This window comes from Elstera cyanobacteriorum (assembly GCF_002251735.1).
GTDB lineage: Bacteria > Pseudomonadota > Alphaproteobacteria > Elsterales > Elsteraceae > Elstera > Elstera cyanobacteriorum.
Map to the genome: position 1 here is coordinate 337,846 of NZ_NOXS01000033.1, position 24,544 is coordinate 362,389.

Genomic DNA, 24,544 nt, shown 5'->3' on the forward strand with positions numbered 1-24,544 from the left:
CCCCCCCCCCCCCCGCACTTATAGTCTAGACCATCATCATCATCGGCGGGGCCGCATCGACGGTAACGGCCAGTGTTACCTCGTTACTGTCGCTTTTGCCGTCGATCGCTTTGGCGCGGAGCGTTGCAGCGCCCGGCACCGTTCCCATGACTTGCAATCGTTCGAAATCATGCGCAGAGACGGTGGCCGATGCGCCGAGATCGGTTCCGTCTAAGAGGAAGCGCAGCCCGCCAGCGCTTGACAGAAGGTACCGCGTGATCGTTTCCGTCCCGTCGCTGTCTGTTCCCTGCACGATGCCGCTGACCGAAACCGGGGCGCCCGCCGTGATCGTGGTATCGCTGCCCGTGACGATGGGAACACGATTGCCGCTCTTGTCAGCTTTGCCCAAGCGATAGATCGTCGTATTGGTCGAGGTAACGAGATAGCTGAGGTCATGTTCGGTCAGGGTAACAAGCCCTGCAGCGTCGGGCGTCCCAAGGTTATCGACAACCCGGGCGTCTTTCCCGTACCCCTCGACCACCGTAAACGTATGCCCGGTTGGGATAACGGAGCCGCCCGCTACCCGAACAATATCCCCAGGCTGCAGCAGATCGACAAAGCTCCCGCTATCGATCCCCCCGGTTTTATAGACCTCAACAAACTCCGAGTCGGCGGCATCGAAGGGTGTCATCGCGAAGCCCGCAACCGGGTCAGGCAATTCCACGCCGCAAATGGCGGCAATGTTCGAGGCAAGGGCATGACAGCCATTCCAGTGCCACTTCATGCCAATGAACTGTTTGGCGACCGCTGCGATATCTGCTGCTGTGGCCGTATTGGGTGTGGTATCGGATACGGCATTCGTTGTTAGCAGGCCATCGGCTTTGATGGACAGGCCGCTTTCCGTGATACCAGTCACCATCAGCCGCGTCACATGGTCAAGGCTGCCCGCCTGATAGACCGCCGTTTCGACCAGACTATCGTCATAGGCGTAGTTGATCCACGTTACCCAGCCGGTAGTTGAATCGCCAATCCCCGGCATTTGGGTGGTCCCGCCAATCTCGATGGTGCCGAACTGCGTTGGATCGGTGCCGTCGGTGAAATACGGGCTCCCATACATCCCAATAATAAACTTCGTAAACTTATCCAGAACGGGTTACCGGATGCGCAGCAGCGACATCAGGGTGATCGACTGGCCGGGCGCAAAGGATCGGCTTTCGATTTCGAGTTCTGGGACGAGAAAATCCTCCGGCGGGCTGCTGGGGCCGCTTGGGCCGGAGGGCGGCGTGTAAAGCCCAGTGTAGCTATAGGTTAAAGACGCCGCTTGTGGTTTACTGGACGCCTGTGGGGCGATCCCTGGAGGGGAACCCCCACCGCCGCGCCAAGGTGAATAGGTGGGAAATTGGAAGCTGCGCAAGGGGGGCAACTTCGCCCGGCGCATGGCTCTGGGCTTGCCGAATGTGGCAAGTGAAGACCCGGCGATCGATGGCATTTCTATGCTCCGTCAAGCCGTTATAATGTCTGCCCGGTAGCATTTTGCCCCAGGGTCAGCGCCGCTCTTTCTGATCGGCTAACCTTTGATCTGCAATCAAAGTCTGTATGACAGGCTATCTATTGCAGCCATCCTGCGCAATACGAAAGCTAGAGATTTGAGCAGTTTTGCAATTAATTCGGTAGAGATCAAATTTCTAATTCACAAAAAAACAATGTTTATTGTGAATTATGCTTTACGAATAAAAAGACCTGTGATTTGTTGAAGGGCGAATTTCAAAGAGGTTTTACGATGCCTTTCCTTCATACCTTGATCATGCGCTCCGTCCGGCGTCGTGCCGCGCTGGTCGGCCTGACCGCGACGCTAGCGGTGGCGGCGCTGCCCGCCGCGGCGCAGGTGAAGCTGCAAGTCGGCTATATTCCCGTTCTCGGCGTTTCGCAGTTGTTCGTTGTGGAAGGCGAAGGTTGGGCAAAAGAAGCGGGGCTTGACCTCCAGATCACCCGCTTCGATAGCGGCCCGGCGATGATCCAGGCGCTGGCCTCGGGCAAGCTCGACGTGCTCTATGCCGGGGTCAGCCCGTTCATTGTGGCGAAGGCCAATGGCATCGGCGTGACCGTGCTGGCGGCGACCGCGACGGAAGAAATCGCCCTGGTCGGGCGCGGCAAATTCGCCGAACTAGTGGCGAAGACCGGCTCCGCCGCCGCCGCCGTCCCGGCTTTCTTCAAGGAAACCGGCGCCAAGGTGAAAATCTCTACCCAGCCTGCGGGGTCGGTGCCCGATACCGTTACCCGCTATTGGGTGAACGAGGTCGGTAAGCTCGACCAGACCCAGATCGAGATTCTGCCGATGGGGATCGAAAAGACCCAGCAAGCCTTGCTGGCCAAGGCGGTGGATGTGGCGGCGGTCCGCGAGCCGGTGATTACCATCATCCGTGACCTTGACCCGGACGTGAAAGTGGTCGGCCTTGGCGGGGAAATCTTCCCGGGCCAGCCCGGTTCGGTGCTCGCCGTGCGCGACGATGCCCGCAAGGCGAACCCGGCGGCCATCGACGCGTTGGTCGCCCTGCACGTCCGCGCCACCAAGCTGCTGAGCAGCGACCCGAAGAAAGCCGCCCCAGCGGTGCATAAGTTCATCGGCGCTGGCCTGACCGATCAGGCGACGATCGAAAAGGCGCTGGCCTCCCCCTCGTCGAAGTTCGAAGCCAACCCGGATGCGATCCGCGCCTCCGTCGATAAAATGCAGACTTTCCAGGCGAAAATCGGCACTCTGCCGCAGACCGTATCGCTCGATACGCTGTTTGATGTTGGCCCCTACAAGAAAGCCGCTGCCCAGTAATGTCCTCTGCGCCTGCCGTTGGCCCCAACCGCGCCGCCCTGCACCGATTGATCCTGTCGCTTGCCGGGTTGGCGCTCTTCCTCGGAGTTTGGGAATCGCTGGCGCAGAGCGGGCTGCTGTCCCGCACGCTCGCCCCGCCGCCGTCGATGATCCCGGCGGCGGCCTTGCGCGAATGGTTGAGCGGCCATTGGCTGAAGGCGGTGCAGGGCAGTTTCGGCCATTATGCGGCGGGCTTGTTGCTCGGCTCCGGCCTCGGCATCGCCCTGGGCATTGCCGCTGGTTTATCGCGGACCTTCGAGGCGCTGCAACTCGGCATCGTGCGCGTGCTGCGTCCGGTGCCGGGGATTGCCTGGATTCCCTTTGCCGTCATCTGGTTTGGGATTACCGAGGCGGCGGCGACCTTCATCATCGCCATCGGTGTTTTCTGGATCAATTATTTCGCCGCTTTCGCCGCCGTGCGCGGGGTCGATCCCGATTTGCTGGAAGTGGCGGACGCCTTCGGCCATCGGGGGCGCGGCGCGAAGCTTTTTAAGATCGTGCTGCCCGCCGCCGCGCCGGGCATCTTCAACGGCATTCGCATCGCATTGGGGCAAGGCTGGATGGCGGTGGTGGCGGCGGAGCTGTTTGGCATTCCCGGCATTGGCGCGCGGATGATGGAAGCCTCCTCCCTGCTCGCCACCTCGGTCGTCGTGCTCTACATGCTGACCATCGCGGCGCTTTATAGCCTTACCGATATTCTCTTCGGCCGCCTGACGGCCCTGGTGCTGCAATGGCAACGCTGACCCCGCCGATCATCGAGATCACCGGTCTGAAACTCGCCTATCCGCAACCCGGCGGCGGCGAGACGGTGGTGCTGGAAAAACTCGACCTGACGCTCAATCGCGGGGAGTTCGTCGCCATCGTCGGCGCGTCCGGCGTCGGGAAATCGACGCTGCTGCGCATTCTGGCCGATCTATCGAAGCCGTCGGCGGGCACGGTGGTAAGCCGTCTTGCCGCCCGCCCGAAAAGCCGCCCCAGCGCCCTGGTCTTCCAAGAAGCGCGGCTGTTGCCGTGGCGGCGCATTCTGGGGAACGTGATGTTTGGGCTGGAGGGCCTCGGCCTGTCCAAAGACGAACAGCGCGCCCGCGCCGAAGCGGTGCTCGATCTCGTCGGCCTGACCGAGTTCAAAACCCGCTGGCCCTATCAGCTTTCTGGGGGGCAGCGTCAGCGCGTCGGTCTGGCGCGCGCTTTGGCGGTCGAACCCGATCTCTTGTTGCTCGATGAGCCGTTTGGCGCGCTCGACGCCATTACCCGCGCGCAATTGCAGGACGAGGTGCTGCGACTGTGGAAGGCCAGCGGGACCACCATCCTAATGGTCACCCATGACATCGACGAGGCGGTCTATCTCGCCGACCGGGTGATCCTGCTCGGCGGCAAGCCCGCGCAGATCACCGCGAGCCACCCGATCCTCGACCCCCGCCCCCGTCAACGCGGCGCGGCGGCCACCATCGACCGCGTGCGTGCCGATTTGGGCCGGGCGATGGGGGCGGAGGGCGAGGGGATTTAGCCTTCCCCCCAAGCCCGCTAATAGAAAAGAGCGCCGCTCCCTCAGGGGTGGCGCTCTTTCGCTTTCGAAAGCCGGGGGCAAGCCCCGGCATCCGGCTTAGGCGATGGTCGATTTCACGTCGATATTGCCCCGCGTCGCGTTCGAATACGGGCAGACCTGATGAGCCTTTTCGACCAGGGTTTCCGCCGTGGTGCGATCCAGACCCGGCAGGCTGATGGCCAAGTCCACCGTCAGGCCAAAACCCCCAGCGGCGCGCGGGCCGATGCCGACCGTGCTGGTCACCGAAACATCGGCGGGAACCTTAATCCCGGTCTGGCTGCCGACGAACTTCATCGCGCCGATGAAGCAGGCGGCGTACCCCGCGGCGAAGAGCTGTTCCGGGTTGTTGCCGGGGCCGCCTGCGCCGCCGAGTTCCTTCGGCGTCGCCAGCTTCACATCTAAGCTGCCGTCGAGGGTGGCGGCATGGCCATCGCGGCCCCCGGTAGCACGGGCGGAGGTTTTGTAGAGAACGTTAACCGACATGATGAGATCCTTTCGAGAGGGAGGTGGTGGGGTTGGGGGAGGGAAAACTTATTTCAGCGCCGCTTTGACGAAACCGGCGGCCTGATCGAGGGCGGCCTGAGCGGCGGGGGTTTCGGCGAGCGCGTTCAGCATCACGAAATCATGGATCGTCGCATTGTAGCGCGTCACGGTGGTAACCACACCCGCTTCGATCAGCTTGCGGGCGTAGGCTTCGCCCTCATCGCGCAGAACATCGTTTTCGGCGGTGATGACCAGGGCTTTCGGTTGGCCCGCCAGTTGCGCCTTGCTGGCGTTGAGCGGCGAGATCTTCGGATCGGCCCGGTTGGCGCCTTCCGGCAGATAGGCGTTCCAGAACCATTCCATCGCCGGTTTCGTCAGCCACGGGCCATTCGCGAAAGCGCGGTAAGACCCATTGTCCAGGCTGGCATCGGTCACCGGGTAGAACAGAAGCTGCCCCTTCAGCGCCGGGCCGCCGCGTTCCTGGGCAAGCTGGGCGACCACAGCGGTCATATTGCCGCCAACACTATCGCCCGCAATGACGAGGCGCTTGCCGTCGATGCCCAGTTTCGCGCCGTTTTCCGCAACATACTTGGTGACGGCGTAATCTTGCTCAATGGCAACCGGGTAACGCGCTTCCGGCGAGCGGTCGTAATCGACGAAGACCAGTGCAGCTTTAGTGCGCGTCACCAGATCGCGGATGAGCCGGTCGTGAGTCAGCGTATCGCCCATCACCCAACCGGCGCCGTGGAAGTAGACGATGGCGGGCAGGGCGCCTTTGGCCCCGGCCGGGCGCAGGATGCGGACGCGGGTTTGCCCCGTCGGGCCGACCGGCAGCGTGCTGTCCTTTACGTCGATGCCCTGGGGCGCTTTGGCGCCGCTCTGGACCGTCCGCAGCACTGTGCGGGCGCCATCCGGCGTCAGCGTGTAGATCGGCTTGCCGCCCGAGGCGGCGACGGCATCGAGGAATTTCTGGGTCGTCGGCTCCAGCACCGGATCGGCGGCCAAGGCCGGAAGGGTGAGGGCGGTGGTGACGATCGCCGCAGCGAGGGCGTGGGACAACGGGGTCATGGTCAGCTCCTTTTAAGTCGTCAGCGATTAGATCGTATGCGACTGTTATGCGCCTTGTTGGGAAGGCTGTCAAGCGTGTACGATTAGGTCGTGCGATAATTTTCTGGGGAGCCGTCCGATGTCCGACGAATGGCTGAAACTCGATAATCAGCTTTGCTTTGCGCTCTATTCGGCCAGCCACGCCTTTACGCGGGTTTATAAGCCGCTGCTGGATCGGCTGGGCCTGACCTATCCGCAGTATCTCGCGATGATGCTGCTGTGGGAGCAGGACGGTCAGACCGTTGGTGCGCTGGGGGAACGGCTGTATCTTGAATCGAGCACCCTGACGCCGCTGTTAAAGCGTCTCGAAGCGGCGGGCTTTATCGCGCGGCACCGGTCGGCGGAGGATCAGCGGCAGGTGCGCCTCTATCTCACCGACGCGGGCCGGGCCTTGAAGGATCAGGCGCAATCCATCCCGCCCTGCCTGCTGCCGGCGATTGGGCTACCGGTATCGGAGATCGTCACCCTCAAACAGCAGATCGCCCGCTTGCGCGGATCGCTGACGGCATCCGCCGAGGCGGCAGAAACGATGAAGAATAATTAGGATACCGTTTCATAATTCCCGCGGAAACCCTGGTGTATACCCCTAACCAACATGGGGTCTTCCCTCAAAAGGGCGGAAGTGGGCCGATTTTGGCGGCATGCAGTGTGGCCCCTGCGCCGCAGGGTGAAGCGCCTGTCGTTTCTGTCGGGAATCCATACGAAAAATTCACTTGCGCGGGGGGGCGTTTTGCCTCATACGCAGCGTTAGACGCACTCGCACGTGCCTATGGCCCGATCTGGGAAGTAAGCCCAGGGTTGGTTATGCAACGACGGACCCGCGTCCTTTTGGATCCTCTAGCAACTCTGCTGGTGCCGAAGGGAATAGTGGCCATGACTGGTAAACGCCTTCACCTTAGGATGATCGACCCCGCCCTGTTTGTGGCGGCGTCTAGTCTTTTGGTCGGCGTGCAGCCTAGGCCCTAGACGTGGGCGGCGCGCCGACCTTTAAAGCGGCTCGCCCCTGATCCTTCTACCCTCGTTTCATCGCTGCGCTCCCTAAGTCGCCCAAATGTGGCGGCGACCAGATCGCTTCCCTTATTCCAAACCCCGGTTCAAGTCGGGGAAAATAGGCTATCCGCCTATCGTGTGGAGTTTGTCGCCATGACTGCCAAGATCGAACGCTATCTCGCCGAAAACCAGGTGGAAACCCCGTGCCTCGTGGTCGATCTTGACGTGATCGCCGAGAATTACCGCACGATGAACCGTCTGCTGCCGCTGGCGCGCATTTTCTACGCGGTCAAAGCCAACCCGGAACCCGCCGTGGTCGCCATGCTGAACGGCCTCGGTTCCTCCTTCGATACCGCCAGCCGTGGCGAGATCGATCTGGTGCTGGGCCAGGGTGCCAGCCCGGACCGTGTGTCCTTCGGCAATACCATCAAGAAGCAGCGCGACATTGCTTACGCCTATGAAAAGGGCGTGCGTCTGTTCGCCTTCGATTCGGAAGCCGAGCTGGAAAAGCTCGCCGAATCGGCGCCGGGCGCGAAGGTGTTCTGCCGTATCCTCATGGAATGCGGCGGTGCCGAATGGCCGCTGTCGCGCAAGTTCGGTTGTGCGCCGGAAATGGCGACCGACCTGCTGGTGCGCGCCCGTGACCTGGGGCTGGAGCCCTATGGCATCTCCTTCCATGTCGGCTCGCAGCAGACCGATATCGGCCAGTGGGACGTTGCCATTGGTCGCGCCGCCGCCATGTTCTCGGCGATTGCCAAAGCCAATATCGACCTGAAGATGGTCAATATCGGCGGCGGTTTCCCGGCGAAATACCGCGCCAACATCCGCCCGGTCGAAGCCTATTGCGACGGCGTGATGAGCGCGATGCAGAAGCACTTCGGCAATGCCATCCCGGAAATCATCATCGAGCCGGGCCGCTCGATGGTCGGTGATGCGGGCGTGATCCAGACCGAGGTCGTGCTGATCTCGAAGAAGGATTACGAGGAAGACAAGCGCTGGGTCTATCTCGACATCGGCAAGTTCGGCGGTCTCGCCGAAACGATGGACGAGGCGATTAAGTATGATATCGCCACCGACCGCGATGGCGGCGAAACCGCGCCGGTGATCCTGGCCGGGCCGACCTGCGACAGCGCCGATATTCTGTACGAAAAGACCGAATACCGCCTGCCGGTCGAACTCAAGGTCGGCGACAAGGTCAAGATCCTCGCGACGGGTGCCTATACCACCTCCTACTCGGCGGTGAACTTCAACGGGTTCGCCCCGCTGAAAGCGGTTTGCATCTAACGGTACGCGCTGTCGAAAAAAAGCCGGATTGGGGCAACCCGATCCGGCCTTTTTGTTTATTGGGCCAGCGGCAATGCCGCCTCCATCACGCCGGTATCTTCCTCGCTGACCTTCAAGCCGAACCCGAGGTCGCGCGCCATCGTCAGCATCGGTTCGTTCTCGCGCAGGATCGTCCCGACGATTTTACCGACCTTGCGCTCCTGACCGTAACCGATGATCTGATGCATCAGCGTATAACCGAGGCCCCGGCCTTTGATGTCCGAGCGGATCAGGATGGCATATTCCCCCACGGTCAGATCGGCGTCGCAGGTTAGGCGAACGGTGCCCCAGATCGGGCCGAGGCTGCCGTCGTCCAGCATTGGGCGGGCGACGAAGGCCATTTCGCGGTCGTAGTCGATCTGCGTCAGGCGGGCGAGCATCGGGCGCGGGATAGATTTGAGCGGCGCAAAGAAGCGCAGGCGCACGTCCTCGGGATCGACCTGTTCGATCATCGTGATGATATCCGGCGCATCTTCCGGGCGGATCGGGCGGAGGGAGACCAGCGTGCCGTCGCGGATCACCACCTGGGTCTCGAGATGATTGGGATAGGGCGGCACGGCGACCGGCGCCGCCTTACCCTTTTCTTGTACGCGGATGCGGGCATCCAGCGCGATCACCCCGGCTTCATCGGCCAGCAGGGGATTGATGTCGAGTTCCCGAAGGTCCGGGTGATCGATGGCAAGCTGCGCAACCTGGATCAAGGCGGCGGCAATGGCATCGCGGTCGGCGGGTGGGCGGGCGCGGAACCCGGCCAGTTGGCGGGAAATCCGCGTGCGCTGCATCAGTTCGTAGGCCAGGGGCATATTGAGCGGCGGTAGCGCCAAGGCTTTGTCGTTGCGCACCTCAACGGCAACGCCGCCGTGACCGAACAGCACGACCGGGCCGAAGGTGGGGTCGCTGGCGGTCCCGAGAATGAGTTCGAAGGCGCCGGGGCGGCGGATCATCTCCTGCACGGTGAACCCGGCGATTTCGGCGTCTGGCTTCAGCGCCTTCACCCGGCGCAGCATAGCGGCGGCGGCTTCTTTGGCGGAGGCGACCGACGGTAGATCGAGCGCGACCCCGCCAACGTCCGACTTATGGGTAATATCCGGGGATCGGATTTTGACCGCCAGCGGCAGGCTCAGGTCTTTGGCCGCCTCTAGAATCTCCTCCGGCGTCTCGACCGCGACCGTCCGCACCACTGGTACGCCATAGGCGGCCAGCACGCGCTTGGTTTCGGCTTCATCAAGCCACTCGCGCCCGTCCGCCCGCGCTTGGGCGAGGATAGCCGACACGGTGGCGTGATCGGGCGGGGTGGCGTCGGGCATGGCGGCGGGAAGCTGCTGCAATTGCGCCTGATTGCGCCGATGGCGGACCAGATGCATCAACCCCTTCACCGCCTCGGTCGGCGTGGCGAAGCTCGGCAGATCGGCGGCGGCGAAGCGGCGGCGGGCCTCCTGCGCTTCAAGCTCGCCCATCCAGGAGGTTAGCACCGGCTTATCGCCGCGCTTCAAATGGCTAATCACGGCGTCTGCCGCTTCGACGGAGGAGGCGACGGCAGTGGGGGAGTTGAGCAGCAGAATAGCGTCAACGCCCGGATCGGCCAGCACGCCATCCAGCGCATCGCAATAGCGCGACCCAGGGGCGTCACCGATGATATCGACCGGATTGGCGCGCGACCACGTGCGCGGCAGTTTGGGATCGAGCTTCGCGATGGTCTCCGGCGCTAGGCTGGCCAAAACGCCGCCTTCGTCCAGCAGGGCATCGGTTGCCAGCACGCCACAGCCGCCGCCATTGGTAACGATGGCCACCCGCTCGCCCTTTACCGGCGGCAGGCGGGCGAGGGTTTCGACGGCGGCGAACAGGTCCGACAGATCGGTAACGCGTAACATCCCGGCGCGGCGGAAGGCGGCATCATAAACCGCGTCCGACCCGGCCATCGCCCCCGTGTGGGAGGCTGCTGCTGCTGCTGCTGCTTGATGGCGCCCGGCCTTGATCACGACGACCGGCTTCAGCCGCGATAGGGCGCGGGCCGCCGACATGAATTTGCGCGCGTGGGTGACGCCTTCGATGTAAAGCAGGACCGATTTTGTGCCGGGGTCGAGCGCCAGATAATCCATCATATCGCCGAAATCGACATCGGCGCTGTCGCCCAAGGAAACGACGTGGGAAAAGCCGATGCCGCGCGCCGTCGCCCAATCCAGCAGCGCCGTCGCGACGGCGCCCGACTGGGTGACGCAGGCAATATCCCCCGGTAAGGCCGCCACATGGGCGAAGGAGGCATTGACCCCGGCACCCGGCACCAGAATGCCCAAGCAGTTTGGGCCAACGATGCGCATCACATGGGGGCGCGCCGCATCGAGCATCGCCTGCCGCAACCCCATTCCGGCAGAATCGCCGCCCTCGCCGAACCCGGCGGTAATGACCACGGCGCCCCGGCAGCCGCGCTGCGCTAGCCGCCCGACGAGATCAGGCACGCTGGCGGGCGGGGTGGCGATCACTGCGAGATCGGGCACCAGCGGCAGCGCATCGATATCGGCATAGGCCAGCACGCCTTCGACAGCGGCATTCTTCGGATGCACCGGCAGGATCGGCCCTTGAAACCCGGCGCGGAATAGGTTGCGCGCCAGCACCGCACCGACCGACCGTTCCTTCTGACTGGCGCCAATCAGGGCAATGGACTTGGGCTTAAAAAGGGCGTCGAGATTACGAACGGTCATCGCTATAAGACTCGGGCAGAAGGGGATCGCGCAGGCGATCGATTGTTTCACTTTACCCCAATTGGGTTTCAGATCGGCAACCATGACGCAGTACACATCGCCGCAGGCAGCCCTCTTGGAACACGATCCGCGCCCCCGCCCGCCGCTTGATGCCCGCGTGCTGGTCTATGTTGGGCTGGACCTGTTGGGCGATGGTTTGATGAAGCTGCCCTTCGTCCGGGCGCTGCGGGCGGCCTTCCCGGAGGGAGAGATCGTCTGGCTGGCGGGCAAAGGCGGTAGCGCGTACAAGACGCAGCTCGCGCCGCTGGTCAAAGGGTTGCTGACCGAGGTTGTCGAAAACGCCGATATCGGGTCGAGCTGGACCGAGATTCTCGGGCGGCCGATGAAGGACGACAGCTTCGATCTGGTCATCGATACGCAAACGCGGATGCTGACGACGCTGGTGCTGAAACGTATCAAGACCGGCTGCTTCATCTCTGGCGCCGCCGACTTCAGCCTTTCCACTATCAAGCCCGGCAAAGGCTATGTGCGGCCCGATGCCATGTGCGCGCGGCTGCTCGATCTGCTGCATCTGGCGACCGGCGAGGCACCCAATCCGCAGGCGCCGATCCCGATGGCGCGGGAGATTGGCGAGCTGGCCGGGCGGTTGCTGCCTGAGGGTTACCATTATGTCGCCTTCGCGCCGGGGGCGGGCGGCAAACATAAGATTTGGCCCTTGCAAAACTATGTGACCGTCGCGCGCAGTCTATCGGCTAACGACATTGTGCCGGTCTGGTTTCTGGGGCCGGATGAGGCCACGTGGATCGACGATATCGCCGCCAATGTGCCCGGCAGCCTGTTCCCGTTGCAGCATAGTGCCGCGCGCCCGCTAAAATATCGGGCCGATCTCACCATTGCGACGGCGAGTTTCTGCGCGGCTGGGGTCGCGAACGACTGCGGCGGCGGGCATTTACTGGCGGCGGCGGGGATTCCGCTGATCTCGCTGTTTGGGCCGACCGATCCGAGCAAGTTTGCACCGATGGCGCGCGATGGGATCGTCATCCGCGCCCAAGATTTTGGCGGCGAGGCGATGGAGAAAATCCCGCCGCAGGTGGTGCTTCAGGCGCTTTCGGGCTTTCTGTCGTAGCGCATCAGCACCAAGAGAAGCAGCAGGGCGGGCACCGCGACCAGCGCGCTGCTGATGAAGAACCACGCCCAGCTCATCTGCTCCGACAGCCAGCCGCCGCCGGAGGCGAGGAAACTGCGGGCGGTGGCGGCGAAGGCGGACAGCAGGGCGTAATGGGTGGCGCTATATTGGCGCTGCGATAGGCTGGAGAGATAGGCGACCAGCGGCGCCGTACCGATCCCAGCCGTGGCGTTTTCGACAAACACCGTGACCGACAGCACCGCCAGATCTGCCCCGGCATAGGCCTGCCAAACGAAGACGAAGTTGGATGCCGCTTGCAGAATGCCCCCGACCAGCAGCGCCTTCAGCAGGCCCATCTGACCGACCATCCAGCCGCCGATGAACACGCCGACGAGGGTCGCGATCAGGCCCCAGAGCTTACTGATCGTTGCAATGTCACTCTTCGAAAAGCCGATGGCCAGATAGAAGGGGTTGGTCATCACCCCCGCCACGGCGTCGCCGAGTTTATAGAGCACGACGAACAGCAGAATCAGCAGCCAGCGCGGCTGCGATAGAATGAAACTGCGGAAGGGTTCGATCAGCGTGGTCTGCACCCAGCCGTTCAGGTCGCGCGGCGGCGGCGCTTTTGCCGTTTCCGGCAGGGGTGGTTCGGGGATGCACAGCACCAGCAGGATGGCGACGGCGATAATCGCGGCCATTGCGGCATAGACGATGGTCCAGGAAAACACTTCGGCCAGATAGAGCGCGCCCGCCCCGGAAATTAGCATCCCCAGCCGATAGCCATAGATGGTCACGGCACTTCCGGCGCCCTGCTGCTGCGGCGCTAGGCTTTCGATGCGGTAGGCGTCGATGACGATATCTTGGCTGGCCGAGAAAAAGGCGATGCCGAGGGCGGCAAGGGCGATCTGCGTCGGCGATTGCGCCGGGTCGGTGACCGCTGCGCCCAGAATGGCGAAGATCAGGCCGATTTGTGTTAGAAGCATCCAGCCGCGCCGCCGCCCCAATTCGGCGAACAGCGGCGGCGGCACCGCATCCATGATCGGTGCCCAGGCGAATTTCCAGATATAGGGCGTGCCCGCCAGCGCAAACAGCGCGATCTGCGTGCGGCTGACCCCGGCCTCCGTCAGCCAGACCGACAGGGTGGAATAGGTCAGCGCCAGCGGCAGGCCCGAGGCGATGCCGAGCAGCAGCACGATCAGCACCGGCAGGCGGGCGTAAGTCTCTAGAAACCGGCCGAAGGCTGCGGGCATGGGCGGGTTCTCTCTCAGTCGGCCGCAGCGGCCTGGGTGGGAATGACCGGAACGGGCGGCGCCCCAGTATGATGCACGACTTGCTGCGGGAAGGGGATGGAAATGCCGACCTTATCGAAGGCTTCCTTGATCCCCCGGTTCAGCATCCGCCCAACGCCCCATTGCTTGCCCGGCTGGGTCTTCACCCGCACGCGCAGGATCATGGCGCTATCTTCAAACCGGTCGAGGCCGAAGATTTCCAGTGGCTCCAGCACGGCAGACGCATACTCCGGGTTCAAGCGTAGGGTTTCGTCGGCCTGTTTCAGAGTGTCGATAGCAAGGTCGAGGTTGGTCGCGTAATCGACCGACAGGTCAGCAACCGCGAAGCTGAAGTTCTTCGTATTATTCTGGATCGTCGTAACGGCGCTGAACGGGATCGTATGCACGGCACCGCGCAGGTCGCGCAACCGGATCGTGCGGATGGTCATGGCTTCGACCGTCCCGCTCTTGCCGCCGACTTCGACGGCATCCCCGACCGCAATCGAATCTTCGATCAGGATGAAGAGACCCGTGATCAGATCTTTCACCAGGGTCTGCGCGCCGAAACCGATGGCCAAGCCAACCACCCCGGCACCCGCCAGCAGCGGGGCGATGTTGATGCCGATTTCTGATAGGACGATCAGCGTCACCATCATCACCAGCACGATCAACAGCGCATTGCGCAGCAGCGGCAGCAGGGTCCGCATGCGGGGGGAGGGCGTGAGGCGCTGGCCGTCGTGCTCCGTCTCCTGCAACAGCCGTTCGATCCAGGACGATAGAATTTCCCAGACGATCACCGCCGCGACGATGACGACCAGGATGACCGTCAAGCTGGAGAGGATCTTCCGCCCGGCACCGTCGATCAGCCAGCCCAGGCTATCGAGCCCCCAGATTTGCAGCAGCAGTACCAGCGCCAGCAGATTGACGCCGACGCTCAGCATGGTTTGCAGTACCGGTAGATAGCGGTTGGCGCGGGCTTCAAGACCCGGGAAGCGCGCCGCCAAATCGGGACCGACGGTGAAGCCTAACGTGACGAGATGGCGCAGCCCCTGTTTCACCCAGCGCCCGGCCAGCAGCAACACCAGGGTCAGCCCGGTCGCGCGCAGCAGGAACAGGAAGCCGCCGGGAATATCCAGCGTCCAAACGCCATAGGCCGCGACGACATAGACGATCGCTAGAATGTGCCACACATCGGCGAGGCGGCGGCGCAGCGCCATCATATTCTCGCTGATATGCTTGGTCAGGCGCGACCCATTCCCCTCCGCCCGCAGCCATAGGCGCAAGGGTTCGGAGTTTTGGAGGATCAGCACGATGGCCATACCTGCGAGCGCAAGGCCGATTAACCGGGCGATCAGGTCGGCCAAGGCATCGGGCAGCGACAGCAGGCGCAGGGCATCGAGGCCAAGAATCCCATAGGCGGCCAGCGCCACCATCCGGCGCAGCCAGACGTAACAATAGGCGGCGGTTTCGTCGCTGAGGGGGACGAGGCGGAAGCGCGTTTGATCGGGCGCCAGGATCAGGCGGCCCAGCAGCAGTACGACGCGCACGATCAGATTGGCGTTGATCAGCAGCACGAGCACAAGCCGCGTTAGCCGGTCGGGCGCGATCAGCGAGAGGGTGATTTGGGCGGCGGCGGCAAAGGTCAGCACCGGCAACAGATCGAGAATGAACCGCCCGGCTAGCAGCAGCCAGCGTTGCAGCTTGGTTTCGCTCGGGCGGTCGGCAAGGCGCTGGCGGGGGCCGCGCAACAGCCGCGCGAGCAGCCATTCGCTGACCAGCGCACAGATGAGCAGTACCGCGACCTTCCCCGCTAGGGTGGCCCAGCGCTGCTGCCGATCAGGGTCGCGCCACCCAGCGGTATCGGCGGCGAGGTCGTCGGGCAGGGCGGCGAGGGTGCCGGCGGCTTCGGAGACGGCACCGCCGAGCTTCGCCAACCCATCCGACAGATGGGTGACGCCGCGCCCGAATAGGCCGCTGATCGTATCGGCGGCGGGGTCTGGCTGCCCGGCGGTCTTCTTCTGCTGATCGGCAAGCAGGGTGAGCTGCTTGATCAGCGCCTCGCGCGCCTGATCGTTCTTTAAGGTCTCGATCAGGGCGGGAAGATCGGGGGCTGCCTCTTTCGGCGGGTCGGCGGCCAGGGCGGCCGCGCCGCCAAAGGCCAGCCAGAAAGCCAGGAAAGCCGTAAGCAGATGCCGCATCATTCCCCCGTTCAGCGGTGTGAAAGCCGTCGAGGCTGCTACCAGAAGACGACTGTTTTGTGGCCGTTGATCAAGACCCGATGTTCGGCGTGGAACTGCACCGCGCGCGCCAGCACGATGCTTTCGATGTCGCGGCCCATGGCGACCATCTGCTCGTTGGTCGTGGCATGATCGACCCGCTCCACCGCCTGTTCGATGATCGGTCCTTCGTCAAGATCGGCGGTCACGTAATGGGCCGTCGCGCCGATCAGCTTCACGCCGCGTTCGAAGGCCTGCTGATAGGGTTTCGCGCCCTTAAAGCTGGGCAGGAAGGAATGATGGATGTTGATGCAGCGGCCCGACAGCGCCCGGCAGAGATCGGGGGAGAGCACCTGCATGTAGCGGGCGAGAACGACGAGATCGATCTGATACTCGTCGATCAGCTTCAGCAACTGTTCTTCCTGGTCGGCCTTGGTCGGCGCCGCACCCTTCGGCCCCAGCGGCAGATGGTGGTACGGCAGCCCGTGCCAGCGCGCCTGTTCCTCGAAATCCGTATGGTTGGAGACGATGGCCGGGATTTCGATGGGCAACAGATCGGATCGCCAGCGGTATAAGAGATCGTTGAGGCAATGACCAAAGCGCGAGACCAGCGGCAGCACCCGGCACTTCTTGTTCGGATCGTGCAGCGCCCAGGTCATGTTGAAGCGTTCGGCGGTGGGGCGGAACCCCGCTTCAAGCTCCGTCTTCGTTAGGCCCGAGCCGATGGGATCGACGGTCGTGCGCATGAAGAACTGGCCCGTCGCCTCGTCTTCGAACTGGTAGGAGCGGCGGATATTGAACCCGGCTAAGGCCAGGAAATTGCTAACCGCCGCGACGATGCCAACGGCATCCTTGCACTGCAGGGTCAGAATGTAAGAGCCAACTTTGCTGCTGTCGGTGCGGGTCGGATAAGCGGTCATGCTGGCGCTTTCGGCGGAATGCTGCGTGTCCATCTCTAACTCTTACGAAGCGGTGCGGCCGTAATCGTCGCTAAAGCGCACGATATCGTCCTCACCGGTATAGCTGCCGGTCTGGACTTCGATGAAGACCAGCGGCTCGCTGCCCGGGTTGGCGATGCGGTGCTTGGCTTCGACTGGGATGTAAACATGCTCGCCGACGGCAAGCTGCGTGACGGTTTCGTTCACCGTCACTTCGGCCGCGCCCGCGACGATGGCCCAATGTTCGGCGCGGCGGTGGTGCATCTGCAACGACAGGCGCTGGCCCGGCAGAACGGTAATACGCTTCACCTTGTAGGTGTCGGCATCCAGCAGAACTTCGTACTGGCCCCAGGGGCGGTGACCGATTTCCATGAGTTCCTCGATCCGGGGAGAGGCTGAAACGGTCCGCATCCTATCGGCACGCTGTAATAACGCCAACAAAAAGGCGGCATCGCTGCCGCCTTTCCCCGACTTTTCAGTGTTTTGGTGAAACGAAAGATCAGGCGGCGTTGCGCTGAACCGGGCTGGCGGCGCGCGGCGCTTCGACCGGACGGGCCGGGGCGGACGGCAGTTCGCCCGCTTCGGCCAGGCGCCCGATCAGCGCGGCAACAGCACGGTCCAGGGCTGCAAGGTCGGCCGGGGCCAGCTTCGCCATGGCTTTCGCCAGCGGATCCGGCCAGGAGCGGACGCGGTTCGCCAGCTTCTCGCCGGTTTCCGTCAGCGACACCACAAGGGCGCGGCGGTCCTGATCGGCGGCGCGCTTGGCAACGAAGCCCTTGCGCACCAGCGTTGCCACCGCGTCCGAGACGGTCGCGGGGGTGACGACCAGTTCAGCCGCCAAGCGGCTGATGGTCGGGGCGGTCTCGCACCCGGCGAGATGCGCCAGGATCGAGGCTTGCAGGGCGGTCAGCCCAGCAGCATTGGCGCGGCGGTTTTCATTCCCGCGCGAAACGGCGCCCAGGCGGGCAATAGCATCGGAAAGCTGCTCGACGGAAACGGCCGAGGGAAGCTGCGTCGGAGATGTCATTGAGTTCATGGCGGGCGGGTATAGTCGGAACTGCTAGGAAGGCTCAAGAGGTGAAACGCGCAAACAAGCGTTGTTATAACAACATTTGTCCGGGGCGTTGCAAAAAGGTGGCAGTGCTATCAATTGTCACGACCCCTCGGTCCCAGGGTGGTAGCGTCAGGGTTTTTGCATTACATTGTCATTCACACACCCTTGGGAGCGAAAAAATGGCCGCCAATGCCCTCGTTCAGGCCCGCGTCGATGGGCAGATCAAGAAAGAAGCCGCCGCCGTCCTGGCGACGATCGGCTTGACCGTCTCCGACGCCGTGCGCCTGATGCTGATCCGCATCGCCCACGAGAAAGCCATGCCCTTCGATCCGTTGATCCCGAATGCCGAGACGATTGCGGCGATGGAGGAGGCGCGGGCCGGGGGGCTGCCGTCCTTTGACAGTATTGAGGCGCTGATGGCCGATCTTCATGCGGACGATTGAGCGATCAGGCCGCTTTAAACGGGACTATAAGCGGGAGGCAAAGGGTCAGTATCGGCTGATCTTAGATCAAGAGTTGCGTGTTGTGCTAACGGCTCTAGTCCAAGACTTACCGCTGCCCGATCGCTACCGTGACCATCCGATGGTTGGTACCTGGAAAGATCATCGCGACTGTCACCTGCGCCCCGATCTCGTGCTGATCTACCGCAAGGTCGATGCCGACATTCTGCAACTCGTTCGCCTGGGATCGCATAGCGACTTGGGCCTGTTTTAGCACCGGCTTGTGCCGCGCCCCGTCGCCCTTTATGGTGGCCGGTCAGAATTCCCTAATCGAAGGTCACGGACCGTGGTTCGCCGTATTCTTCCGCTGGCGCTGATTGTGCTCAGCCTTGCCGCTTGCAGTTCCGACCAGCGTCGCTCTTTGGGCCTCAGCAAGACGCCGCCCGACGAGTTTTCCGTCGTTGGCCGCGCGCCGCTGGAACTGCCGCCCGATTTCGGTCTGCGTCCGCCCGTCGATGGCGCCCCGCGCCCGAACGAGTTGGCGCCTAAGGATCAGGCCCGCGTTGCGGTTTTTGGCCCAACGACGGCGCAGCCGCAGTTGCTGGCCGGACGCACGGCGGGGGAAGCCTTCCTGCTGGATAAGGCCGGGGCGCCCCAGGCGCAGCCCGACATTCGCACGACGGTGGAGCGGGAAAGCACCAAGCTGGCCCAGGAAGACCGCAGCTTTGTCGATAAGCTGATCTTCTGGCGTAAGCCGGATGAACCGGGCGTTGCCGTCGATCCGGCGGAAGAAGCCAAACGCCTGAAGGAAAATGCCGCGCTGGGCAAGCCGGTGACGGAGGGCGATACGCCCGTCATCAAGCGCAAGCGCAAGGGGATTCTGGAAGGGATCATCTAAGCCCATCTCTCCCAGCTTTGCTGCGAAACCTCCCCGCATGCCCGCCATCGGGGATGTTTTCGTTTCAGGCGTGGGAAAAGGTTGGGGGATGGCTGTCACTCGCGTATCATGAAGCATTGCTAGGCTGGTCTAGGAGCCGATGACCAAGAAACTCTTTATCCGCACCTATGGGTGCCAGATGAACGTGTACGATTCCGCCCGCATGGCCGACGTGCTTGGGCCGCTTGGCTATGCTGCCGTGGAAACGCCGGAAGCGGCGGATATGGTTATCGTCAATACCTGCCACATCCGCGAGCATGCGTCGGAAAAGACCTTCTCCGAGCTCGGGCGGCTGAAGCAGATCAAGCAGGATAAGTCGGGCGAGTATATCATCGCCGTTGCGGGCTGCGTCGCCCAGGCGGAGGGGGAGGAGATTCTGGCCCGCGCCCCCTATGTCGATATCGTCCTTGGCCCGCAAACCTATCACCGCCTGCCGGAAATGGTGGCGCGCGCCGAACGCGGCGCGGCGCAGAACCGGCTGCGGAACGAGGTTGGGGCGGGCCGCAAGGTGGCAGGCCTTGGTATTCTCGACACCGATTTCCCCGTGGAAGCCAAGTTCGACTTTCTGCCTGCGCCGACCGGCGCGCCGGGGGTAACGGCCTTTCTGTCCATCCAGGAAGGCTGCGATAAATTCTGTACCTTCTGCGTCGTGCCGTATACGCGCGGGGCGGAATATTCCCGTTCGGTCGCGCAGATCGTGACCGAAGCCGAACAGTTGGTGGCGCTCGGGGTGCGGGAAGTCACGCTGCTCGGTCAGAACGTCAATGCCTATCACGGCGACGGGCCGGATGGCACCGCCTGGACCTTGGCGCAGCTCGCCTATCGGTTGGCGGAAATTCCGGGGCTGGAGCGCATTCGCTACACGACCTCCCACCCGCGCGATATGGATGATGCGCTGATTGCGGCGCATGGCGATCTGCCGCAGTTGATGCCCTTCCTACATCTGCCGGTGCAATCGGGGTCCGACCGGATTTTGCAGGCGATGAACCGCCAGCATACCGCCGACCATTACCGCCGTATCATCGACAAGCTGCGCACCGCCCGCCCAGACCTATGCCTCTCGACCGACCTCATCGTCGGCTTCCCTGGCGAAAGCGACGCGGATTTTCAGGCGACGCTGCAATTGGTGCGCGACGTTACCTTCCCGGCGGCCTTCTCCTTCAAATATTCCGCCCGTCCGGGCACCCCCGCCGCAACGATGGCGGGGCAGGTGGAGGAGGCGGTGAAAGAGGCGCGCCTTGCCGAACTGAATGCCGTGCTGCAAACCCAACTGACCGATTTCAATCGGGCGCTGGTGGGCAAAACCCTACCGGTGCTGTTCGAGAAAGCCGGGCGGCACGCGGGCCAGATGGTTGGGCGCTCGCCCTATCTTCAGCCCGTCCATGTGCAAGGCGCCGCCGATTTGATCGGTCAGGTCCGGCTGGTCGAGATTGATCAGGATCATAGTTTCAGTCTGTCGGGCCGCCTCGTCGCCGGGCCGGTCCCCGATGTTCCCCCTGCGGCGATGAGGATGACTGCGTGAGTGATGCCCCGCTGAAAACCGCCGATAAAACCTCGACCGATCCGCTCTACGTCTCGTTTGACGATAATTCCGTGTTGCAGCTCGTCTATGGCGAGCATGACCGTAACCTAGCGCGGATCGAACAATTGCTGGGGGTGGCGATTATTCCGCGCGGCAATCATCTGGCGATCACCGGCCCCGCCGCCGCCGCCCAAACGGCGCGCGACGCTTTGACCAATCTGCATGGCCGGGCGCGTAAGGGTAAGCCCATCGATATGGGCGAGGTGGATGCGGCGGTCCGCATGGCCGAACACGCGCGCGAAGCCGGGGCGCCGGTCCCGGAAAAAGCCATTCGCACCCGTCGCCGGGTGATCGAAGCGCGGTCGCCGGGTCAAGCAGTCTATCTTCAGTCGTTACAGGATAATGAGGTGGTCTTCGGCCTTGGCCCCGCCGGGACCGGCAAGACCTACCTCGCGGTGGCGATGGCGGTCGGGCTGCTGCTGGAAGGCAAGATCACTCGCCTCGTCCTCTCGCGCCCTGCCGTCGAAGCGGGCGAACGGCTCGGCTTCCTACCGGGGGATATGAAGGAAAAGGTCGATCCCTATCTGCGCCCGCTCTATGACGCGCTCTACGATATGATGCCCGGCGAACAGGTAACGAAGCGGCTCGAATCGGGCGAGATCGAAGTGGCGCCGCTGGCCTTCATGCGCGGTCGCACGCTCGCCAATTCCTTCATCATCCTTGATGAAGCGCAGAATACCACCGCGACGCAGATGAAGATGTTCCTGACCCGCATGGGCGAGGGCAGCCGCATGTGCATCACCGGCGATCTGTCACAGATCGATCTGCCGTCCGGCACCCGCTCCGGCCTGCGGGATGCGTTGGAGACGCTGGAAGGCGTGCCGGGCATCGGTTTCGTCCGCTTTTCCGATCAGGATATCGTGCGTCACCCGATGGTCGCGAAGATCGTCAAAGCCTATAACGAAAAAGACCGCCGCCTGATGTCGCCGTCCGATGGGGGCATGGGCGCATGATCGATATCGAGGCGGTGATCGAAGCGGGCGATTGGGCGGCGCTGCTGGGGGGCGATGACGCGGCGGTTGAAGCGCTGGCCATTCAAACCCTGCGGCACGGGTTGGCCGCCGATCCCGCCCTGGCACCGTTTCTGGCCGCATCGGGCGGCGACGCTCGGCTGACGCTGACCGTGCTGTTTACCGACGATGCCGCCGTGCGGACCCTGAACCGCCAATGGCGTGGCAAGGATAAGCCGACGAATGTTCTGTCTTTCCCCGGCGATTGGCTGGAGTTGGAGGAGGAGGATATTGCGGCACTGGCGGAGGGGGCGGACGTTCCCCCCGCCCATATCGGCGATATTGCGCTCGCGCTCGAAACCATCCGCGCCGAAGCGACGGAGCAAGGCAAGACGCCGCGCGATCATCTTTTGCATTTGCTGTTGCACGGCACGCTGCATCTTCTTGGCTATGATCACGAAGAAGAGGCCGAGGCCGACGCTATGGAAGCGCTGGAAACCCGGTTGCTCGCCGATCTTGGCGTGGCCGACCCCTATCTTGACCGACTTGAGGAGCATGAGACCCCCCGATGAGCGAAAGCCATTCCAGTACGGGGCCGGAGCGACAGAGCGTCTCTCCGGCCCCCGCGACGACCGAACCTTCCTCGGGCTTAAGGCCGGGGCGGCTCATCGCGCGTCTACGCCTATTGCTGGGCTTGCGCGGTGATCCGTCCGTCCGGGAAACCTTGGAAGAATTGATCGAGGAACAGGCAGTCGCTACCGATGCGATGGCCCCGGACGAGCGGCTGATGCTGCGCAATATCCTGGGCCTGCGCGACGTGACCGTTGGCGATATTATGGTGCCGCGCGCCGATATGGTGGCGGTGGATTGTGCTAAGCCGTTCGACGATATCGTTGATTATATGGTGGAGGCGGCGCATTCGCGCGTGCCGGTCTACCGCAATAGTCTCGATGATGTGATCGGCATGCTGCACGTGAAGGACGTCTTCGCGGCCAGCCGTGCCAAGGACGGCACCCCGGAAGTCGAAGCGCTGCTGCGCCCGGTGCTGTTCGTACCACCGTCGATGCCCGCGCTTGATGCGCTGGTGCGCATGCGTACGGCGCGCACCCATATGGCGGTGGTCGTCGATGAATATGGCGGGATCGATGGATTGCTGACCATCGAAGATCTGGTCGAAGAAATCGTCGGCGAAATCGAAGACGAGCATGACGAGGAAGAGGCGCCGGAAGTCGCTGCCGAGGATGATGGCACCATCCGCTACGACGCGCGCACCCCGCTGACCGATATCGAGGATCGTTTCGGCCCCTTCCTAACCGAAGACGAGCGCGAAGAAATCGATACGCTGGGCGGGCTGGTCGCAACGCTTGCGGGCCGCATGCCGCCGGTCGGAACGCAGGTGCGTCATCCGTCCGGGTTCGAGTTCGAGGTGGTGGAGGCCGACCCGCGCCGCATTACGGCCGTCCGCTTGTTGAACCCGCCCCAGGCGGCGCCTGCCCCGGTCGAAGAATGATCCTGCGCCGGATCGACGGGCGGCGGGCGGGCCTCGCCTTCCTGTGCGGGGTTTTGGCGACGGCGGCGCTGCCGCCGTTCCACCTCTGGCCGTTGATCTTCCCGGCGTTCAGTGGTTTTCTCTGGCTGCTGCGGGATGAGGCGAGACCGCGCGCGGCCCTTTGGCTCGGCTGGTGCTTCGGCTTCGGGCATTTTGTCACCGGCCTTTATTGGATCTCCAATGCCCTGCTGGTGCCGCCTGCGGCGTTTCTGTGGATGGTACCCTTCGCCCTCGTTGGATTGCCGATCGTCCTGGCCGTCTTTACCGGCGCGATCACCTGGGGCGTCGTGCGCCTCGCACCCCCAGGGAAACCCTGGCTGCGGTGGTTAGCTTTCGGCACCTTCTGGCTGCTGGCGGAATGGTTGCGCGCCCATGTGCTGACTGGCTTCCCCTGGAACCTGATGGCGACGGTCTGGACCGATACGCCCGCCCCCTTGCAGGCGGTGGCGGTGCTTGGTCCCTATGGTGTTGGGGCCGTGACCGTGTTGATTGGGGCGGCTTTCTCGCTCGGGCGGCGGGCGGGGGCCGCAGTGGCGGCGCTCGGTCTTGCGCTGCTTTGGGGTGGCGGGGCACTACGCTTGGACTCGGCCCCCGGGATGGACGCCGTTCAGCCCGGCGTAACCCTGAAGTTGGTGCAGCCCGCGATCCCCCAGAGCCTGAAGTGGGACCGCAACCATCTGCAAAGCAATTTCCAGAAATATCTGGCCCTTAGCGCCCCCGCGCCGGGGGAAATCCTGTCCGCCGTGATCTGGGGGGAGGCGGCGACCGGCTATCCCATCGAGGATGTAGCGCCGTGGCGCGCGGCGATTGCCGAGCGGGCGCCCGCCGATGGGGTGATCATCACCGGCACCAACCGCTATCTGCGCGACGCCCAGGGGAATGCCGTTCAGGCCTTCAATGGGATGGTGGCCTTCGATGCCGAGGGCAGCTTGCGCGGCGCCTTCGATAAGTTCCATCTGGTGCCCTTCGGCGAATATATCCCGCTGAAAGGCCTGCTGCCGCTGCAAATCGTCACGCAAGGCGCGTCGGGTTATACGCCCGGCCCGGGGCCGCGCACGCTACGCCTGCCGGGGCTGCCGCCGGTGGCGCCGTTGATCTGTTACGAGGTTATCTTCCCGGATGCCGTAATCGACCGCGCCGACCGGCCGTCGTGGATTTTGAATATTACCAACGATGGGTGGTACGGCGTTAGCACGGGCCCTTATCAGCATCTGGCTGCGACAATTTTGCGCGCTGTCGAAGAAGGGTTGCCGCTTGTGCGAGTCGCGAATACGGGTGTGTCCGCTTTGATCGATGGGAATGGCCGCATCTGGAACAAACTGAAATTAAACGAAGAAGCGGCACTGAGCGTTCCACTACCGCTGCCGCTCGACCCGCCCCCCTACAGCCGCTGGGGCGATCTTGTGACGCTATTGATCGTGACTTTTCTGCTACCCATCTTGGCGCTTCTGCGATTACGCCCCAGTTTATAGTGATTCGTTAACGCTTGCAGCG

At 63.3% G+C, this 24,544-nt stretch carries 24 protein-coding genes; 14 read left to right on the forward strand and 10 right to left on the reverse strand.

The window, feature by feature from the left end:
* Window positions 1–25: 25 nt before the first annotated feature.
* Window positions 26–1,096, reverse strand: coding sequence for a hypothetical protein (locus CHR90_RS13820; RefSeq protein WP_094409600.1), 1,071 nt, complete (start codon window positions 1,094–1,096; stop codon window positions 26–28).
* Window positions 1,097–1,132: 36 nt separating this feature from the next.
* A complete protein-coding gene (locus tag CHR90_RS19275; RefSeq protein WP_141210959.1) occupies window positions 1,133–1,468 on the reverse strand; it encodes a hypothetical protein in 336 nt (111 codons plus the stop codon).
* Window positions 1,469–1,759: 291 nt separating this feature from the next.
* Between CHR90_RS19275 and CHR90_RS13825 the strand changes: the two genes are divergently transcribed.
* From CHR90_RS13825 to CHR90_RS13835, 3 genes are read left to right on the forward strand one after another with little or no spacing between them, the layout of a single operon-like run.
* Complete coding sequence (locus CHR90_RS13825; RefSeq protein WP_094409601.1) at window positions 1,760–2,803, forward strand: ABC transporter substrate-binding protein; 1,044 nt, start codon at window positions 1,760–1,762, stop codon at window positions 2,801–2,803.
* Window positions 2,803–3,585, forward strand: a complete 783-nt coding sequence (locus tag CHR90_RS13830) for an ABC transporter permease (protein WP_094409602.1) — start codon at window positions 2,803–2,805, stop codon at window positions 3,583–3,585. Before CHR90_RS13825 ends, CHR90_RS13830 begins: the two co-directional genes overlap by 1 nt.
* Window positions 3,573–4,349, forward strand: a complete 777-nt coding sequence (locus CHR90_RS13835; protein WP_094409603.1) for an ABC transporter ATP-binding protein — start codon at window positions 3,573–3,575, stop codon at window positions 4,347–4,349. The genes CHR90_RS13830 and CHR90_RS13835 overlap by 13 nt, the downstream gene beginning before the upstream one ends.
* Window positions 4,350–4,445: 96 nt before the next feature.
* On the opposite strand, the gene CHR90_RS13840 is transcribed toward CHR90_RS13835, so the two are convergent.
* Both CHR90_RS13840 and CHR90_RS13845 read right to left on the reverse strand, forming a co-directional pair.
* The gene (locus CHR90_RS13840) at window positions 4,446–4,871 is read right to left on the reverse strand and encodes an organic hydroperoxide resistance protein (RefSeq protein ID WP_094409604.1); all 426 of its coding nucleotides are present in this window, start codon (window positions 4,869–4,871) and stop codon (window positions 4,446–4,448) included.
* Between the two features lie 48 nt (window positions 4,872–4,919).
* The gene (locus CHR90_RS13845) at window positions 4,920–5,939 is read right to left on the reverse strand and encodes an alpha/beta hydrolase (protein WP_094409605.1); all 1,020 of its coding nucleotides are present in this window, start codon (window positions 5,937–5,939) and stop codon (window positions 4,920–4,922) included.
* A gap of 118 nt (window positions 5,940–6,057) precedes the next feature.
* On the opposite strand from CHR90_RS13845, the gene CHR90_RS13850 reads away from it, so the two are divergent.
* The gene (locus CHR90_RS13850) at window positions 6,058–6,522 is read left to right on the forward strand and encodes a MarR family winged helix-turn-helix transcriptional regulator (RefSeq protein WP_094409606.1); all 465 of its coding nucleotides are present in this window, start codon (window positions 6,058–6,060) and stop codon (window positions 6,520–6,522) included.
* Between the two features lie 599 nt (window positions 6,523–7,121).
* Window positions 7,122–8,252: a type III PLP-dependent enzyme gene (locus CHR90_RS13855; RefSeq protein WP_094409607.1), complete on the forward strand. Its 1,131-nt coding sequence runs from the start codon at window positions 7,122–7,124 to the stop codon at window positions 8,250–8,252.
* Window positions 8,253–8,308: 56 nt separating this feature from the next.
* On the opposite strand, the gene CHR90_RS13860 is transcribed toward CHR90_RS13855, so the two are convergent.
* A complete protein-coding gene (locus CHR90_RS13860) occupies window positions 8,309–10,990 on the reverse strand; it encodes a bifunctional acetate--CoA ligase family protein/GNAT family N-acetyltransferase (protein WP_094409807.1) in 2,682 nt (893 codons plus the stop codon).
* An 82-nt stretch (window positions 10,991–11,072) separates the two neighbouring features.
* On the opposite strand from CHR90_RS13860, the gene CHR90_RS13865 reads away from it, so the two are divergent.
* Entirely contained in the window at window positions 11,073–12,116 is a 1,044-nt protein-coding gene (locus CHR90_RS13865; RefSeq protein ID WP_094409608.1) for a glycosyltransferase family 9 protein, read from the forward strand.
* Here the strand turns inward: CHR90_RS13865 and CHR90_RS13870 are convergent.
* From CHR90_RS13870 to CHR90_RS13890, 5 genes are all read right to left on the reverse strand, one after another.
* Window positions 12,089–13,366, reverse strand: coding sequence for an AmpG family muropeptide MFS transporter (locus CHR90_RS13870; protein WP_094409609.1), 1,278 nt, complete (start codon window positions 13,364–13,366; stop codon window positions 12,089–12,091). The two genes, CHR90_RS13865 and CHR90_RS13870, sit on opposite strands and share 28 nt — an antisense overlap.
* A gap of 14 nt (window positions 13,367–13,380) precedes the next feature.
* Window positions 13,381–15,585: a mechanosensitive ion channel domain-containing protein gene (locus CHR90_RS13875; protein ID WP_094409610.1), complete on the reverse strand. Its 2,205-nt coding sequence runs from the start codon at window positions 15,583–15,585 to the stop codon at window positions 13,381–13,383.
* A gap of 35 nt (window positions 15,586–15,620) precedes the next feature.
* The gene (gene purU / locus CHR90_RS13880) at window positions 15,621–16,520 is read right to left on the reverse strand and encodes a formyltetrahydrofolate deformylase (RefSeq protein WP_094409808.1); all 900 of its coding nucleotides are present in this window, start codon (window positions 16,518–16,520) and stop codon (window positions 15,621–15,623) included.
* A 42-nt stretch (window positions 16,521–16,562) separates the two neighbouring features.
* Window positions 16,563–16,910, reverse strand: coding sequence for a phosphomannose isomerase type II C-terminal cupin domain (locus tag CHR90_RS13885; RefSeq protein ID WP_094409611.1), 348 nt, complete (start codon window positions 16,908–16,910; stop codon window positions 16,563–16,565).
* A gap of 127 nt (window positions 16,911–17,037) precedes the next feature.
* Complete coding sequence (locus CHR90_RS13890) at window positions 17,038–17,565, reverse strand: MarR family winged helix-turn-helix transcriptional regulator (RefSeq protein WP_170941413.1); 528 nt, start codon at window positions 17,563–17,565, stop codon at window positions 17,038–17,040.
* 206 nt (window positions 17,566–17,771) lie between these two features.
* Between CHR90_RS13890 and CHR90_RS13895 the strand changes: the two genes are divergently transcribed.
* From CHR90_RS13895 to lnt, 8 genes are all read left to right on the forward strand, one after another.
* Window positions 17,772–18,035, forward strand: coding sequence for a type II toxin-antitoxin system RelB/DinJ family antitoxin (locus CHR90_RS13895; RefSeq protein WP_094409613.1), 264 nt, complete (start codon window positions 17,772–17,774; stop codon window positions 18,033–18,035).
* On the forward strand, window positions 18,022–18,306 hold the full coding sequence (locus CHR90_RS13900) for a type II toxin-antitoxin system YafQ family toxin (protein WP_094409614.1): 285 nt from the start codon (window positions 18,022–18,024) through the stop codon (window positions 18,304–18,306). Before CHR90_RS13895 ends, CHR90_RS13900 begins: the two co-directional genes overlap by 14 nt.
* A 72-nt stretch (window positions 18,307–18,378) precedes the next feature.
* A complete protein-coding gene (locus tag CHR90_RS13905; protein WP_094409615.1) occupies window positions 18,379–18,930 on the forward strand; it encodes a DUF3035 domain-containing protein in 552 nt (183 codons plus the stop codon).
* Between the two features lie 139 nt (window positions 18,931–19,069).
* Window positions 19,070–20,491 (forward strand): tRNA (N6-isopentenyl adenosine(37)-C2)-methylthiotransferase MiaB, encoded by a 1,422-nt coding sequence (miaB, locus tag CHR90_RS13910; RefSeq protein ID WP_094409616.1) that lies wholly within the window; start codon window positions 19,070–19,072, stop codon window positions 20,489–20,491.
* Window positions 20,488–21,504, forward strand: a complete 1,017-nt coding sequence (locus CHR90_RS13915; protein ID WP_229671495.1) for a PhoH family protein — start codon at window positions 20,488–20,490, stop codon at window positions 21,502–21,504. The genes miaB and CHR90_RS13915 overlap by 4 nt, the downstream gene beginning before the upstream one ends.
* Window positions 21,501–22,073, forward strand: a complete 573-nt coding sequence (ybeY, locus tag CHR90_RS13920; protein ID WP_094409617.1) for an rRNA maturation RNase YbeY — start codon at window positions 21,501–21,503, stop codon at window positions 22,071–22,073. The genes CHR90_RS13915 and ybeY overlap by 4 nt, the downstream gene beginning before the upstream one ends.
* On the forward strand, window positions 22,070–23,011 hold the full coding sequence (locus CHR90_RS13925; RefSeq protein WP_094409618.1) for a hemolysin family protein: 942 nt from the start codon (window positions 22,070–22,072) through the stop codon (window positions 23,009–23,011). Before ybeY ends, CHR90_RS13925 begins: the two co-directional genes overlap by 4 nt.
* The gene (lnt, locus tag CHR90_RS13930) at window positions 23,008–24,522 is read left to right on the forward strand and encodes an apolipoprotein N-acyltransferase (RefSeq protein WP_094409619.1); all 1,515 of its coding nucleotides are present in this window, start codon (window positions 23,008–23,010) and stop codon (window positions 24,520–24,522) included. The genes CHR90_RS13925 and lnt overlap by 4 nt, the downstream gene beginning before the upstream one ends.
* The last annotated feature ends 22 nt before the right edge of the window (window positions 24,523–24,544 follow it).

Excerpts from the sequence above, each read along its gene's own strand:
- purU (WP_094409808.1), bottom strand. The coding sequence starts at position 16,520 with ATGACCGCTTATCCGACCCGCACCGACAGCAGCAAAGTTGGCTCTTAC.
- ybeY (WP_094409617.1), top strand. The coding sequence starts at position 21,501 with ATGATCGATATCGAGGCGGTGATCGAAGCGGGCGATTGGGCGGCGCTG.
- lnt (WP_094409619.1), top strand. The coding sequence starts at position 23,008 with ATGATCCTGCGCCGGATCGACGGGCGGCGGGCGGGCCTCGCCTTCCTG.
- miaB (WP_094409616.1), top strand. The coding sequence starts at position 19,070 with ATGACCAAGAAACTCTTTATCCGCACCTATGGGTGCCAGATGAACGTG.
- CHR90_RS13845 (WP_094409605.1), bottom strand. The coding sequence starts at position 5,939 with ATGACCCCGTTGTCCCACGCCCTCGCTGCGGCGATCGTCACCACCGCC.
- CHR90_RS13830 (WP_094409602.1), top strand. The coding sequence starts at position 2,803 with ATGTCCTCTGCGCCTGCCGTTGGCCCCAACCGCGCCGCCCTGCACCGA.
- CHR90_RS13840 (WP_094409604.1), bottom strand. The coding sequence starts at position 4,871 with ATGTCGGTTAACGTTCTCTACAAAACCTCCGCCCGTGCTACCGGGGGC.
- CHR90_RS13875 (WP_094409610.1), bottom strand. The coding sequence starts at position 15,585 with ATGATGCGGCATCTGCTTACGGCTTTCCTGGCTTTCTGGCTGGCCTTT.
- CHR90_RS13850 (WP_094409606.1), top strand. The coding sequence starts at position 6,058 with ATGTCCGACGAATGGCTGAAACTCGATAATCAGCTTTGCTTTGCGCTC.
- CHR90_RS13855 (WP_094409607.1), top strand. The coding sequence starts at position 7,122 with ATGACTGCCAAGATCGAACGCTATCTCGCCGAAAACCAGGTGGAAACC.
- CHR90_RS13860 (WP_094409807.1), bottom strand. The coding sequence starts at position 10,990 with ATGACCGTTCGTAATCTCGACGCCCTTTTTAAGCCCAAGTCCATTGCC.
- CHR90_RS13895 (WP_094409613.1), top strand. The coding sequence starts at position 17,772 with ATGGCCGCCAATGCCCTCGTTCAGGCCCGCGTCGATGGGCAGATCAAG.
- CHR90_RS13925 (WP_094409618.1), top strand. The coding sequence starts at position 22,070 with ATGAGCGAAAGCCATTCCAGTACGGGGCCGGAGCGACAGAGCGTCTCT.
- CHR90_RS13900 (WP_094409614.1), top strand. The coding sequence starts at position 18,022 with ATGCGGACGATTGAGCGATCAGGCCGCTTTAAACGGGACTATAAGCGG.
- CHR90_RS13835 (WP_094409603.1), top strand. The coding sequence starts at position 3,573 with ATGGCAACGCTGACCCCGCCGATCATCGAGATCACCGGTCTGAAACTC.
- CHR90_RS13870 (WP_094409609.1), bottom strand. The coding sequence starts at position 13,366 with ATGCCCGCAGCCTTCGGCCGGTTTCTAGAGACTTACGCCCGCCTGCCG.
- CHR90_RS13865 (WP_094409608.1), top strand. The coding sequence starts at position 11,073 with ATGACGCAGTACACATCGCCGCAGGCAGCCCTCTTGGAACACGATCCG.
- CHR90_RS19275 (WP_141210959.1), bottom strand. The coding sequence starts at position 1,468 with ATGCCATCGATCGCCGGGTCTTCACTTGCCACATTCGGCAAGCCCAGA.
- CHR90_RS13885 (WP_094409611.1), bottom strand. The coding sequence starts at position 16,910 with ATGGAAATCGGTCACCGCCCCTGGGGCCAGTACGAAGTTCTGCTGGAT.
- CHR90_RS13890 (WP_170941413.1), bottom strand. The coding sequence starts at position 17,565 with ATGACATCTCCGACGCAGCTTCCCTCGGCCGTTTCCGTCGAGCAGCTT.
- CHR90_RS13820 (WP_094409600.1), bottom strand. The coding sequence starts at position 1,096 with ATGTATGGGAGCCCGTATTTCACCGACGGCACCGATCCAACGCAGTTC.
- CHR90_RS13825 (WP_094409601.1), top strand. The coding sequence starts at position 1,760 with ATGCCTTTCCTTCATACCTTGATCATGCGCTCCGTCCGGCGTCGTGCC.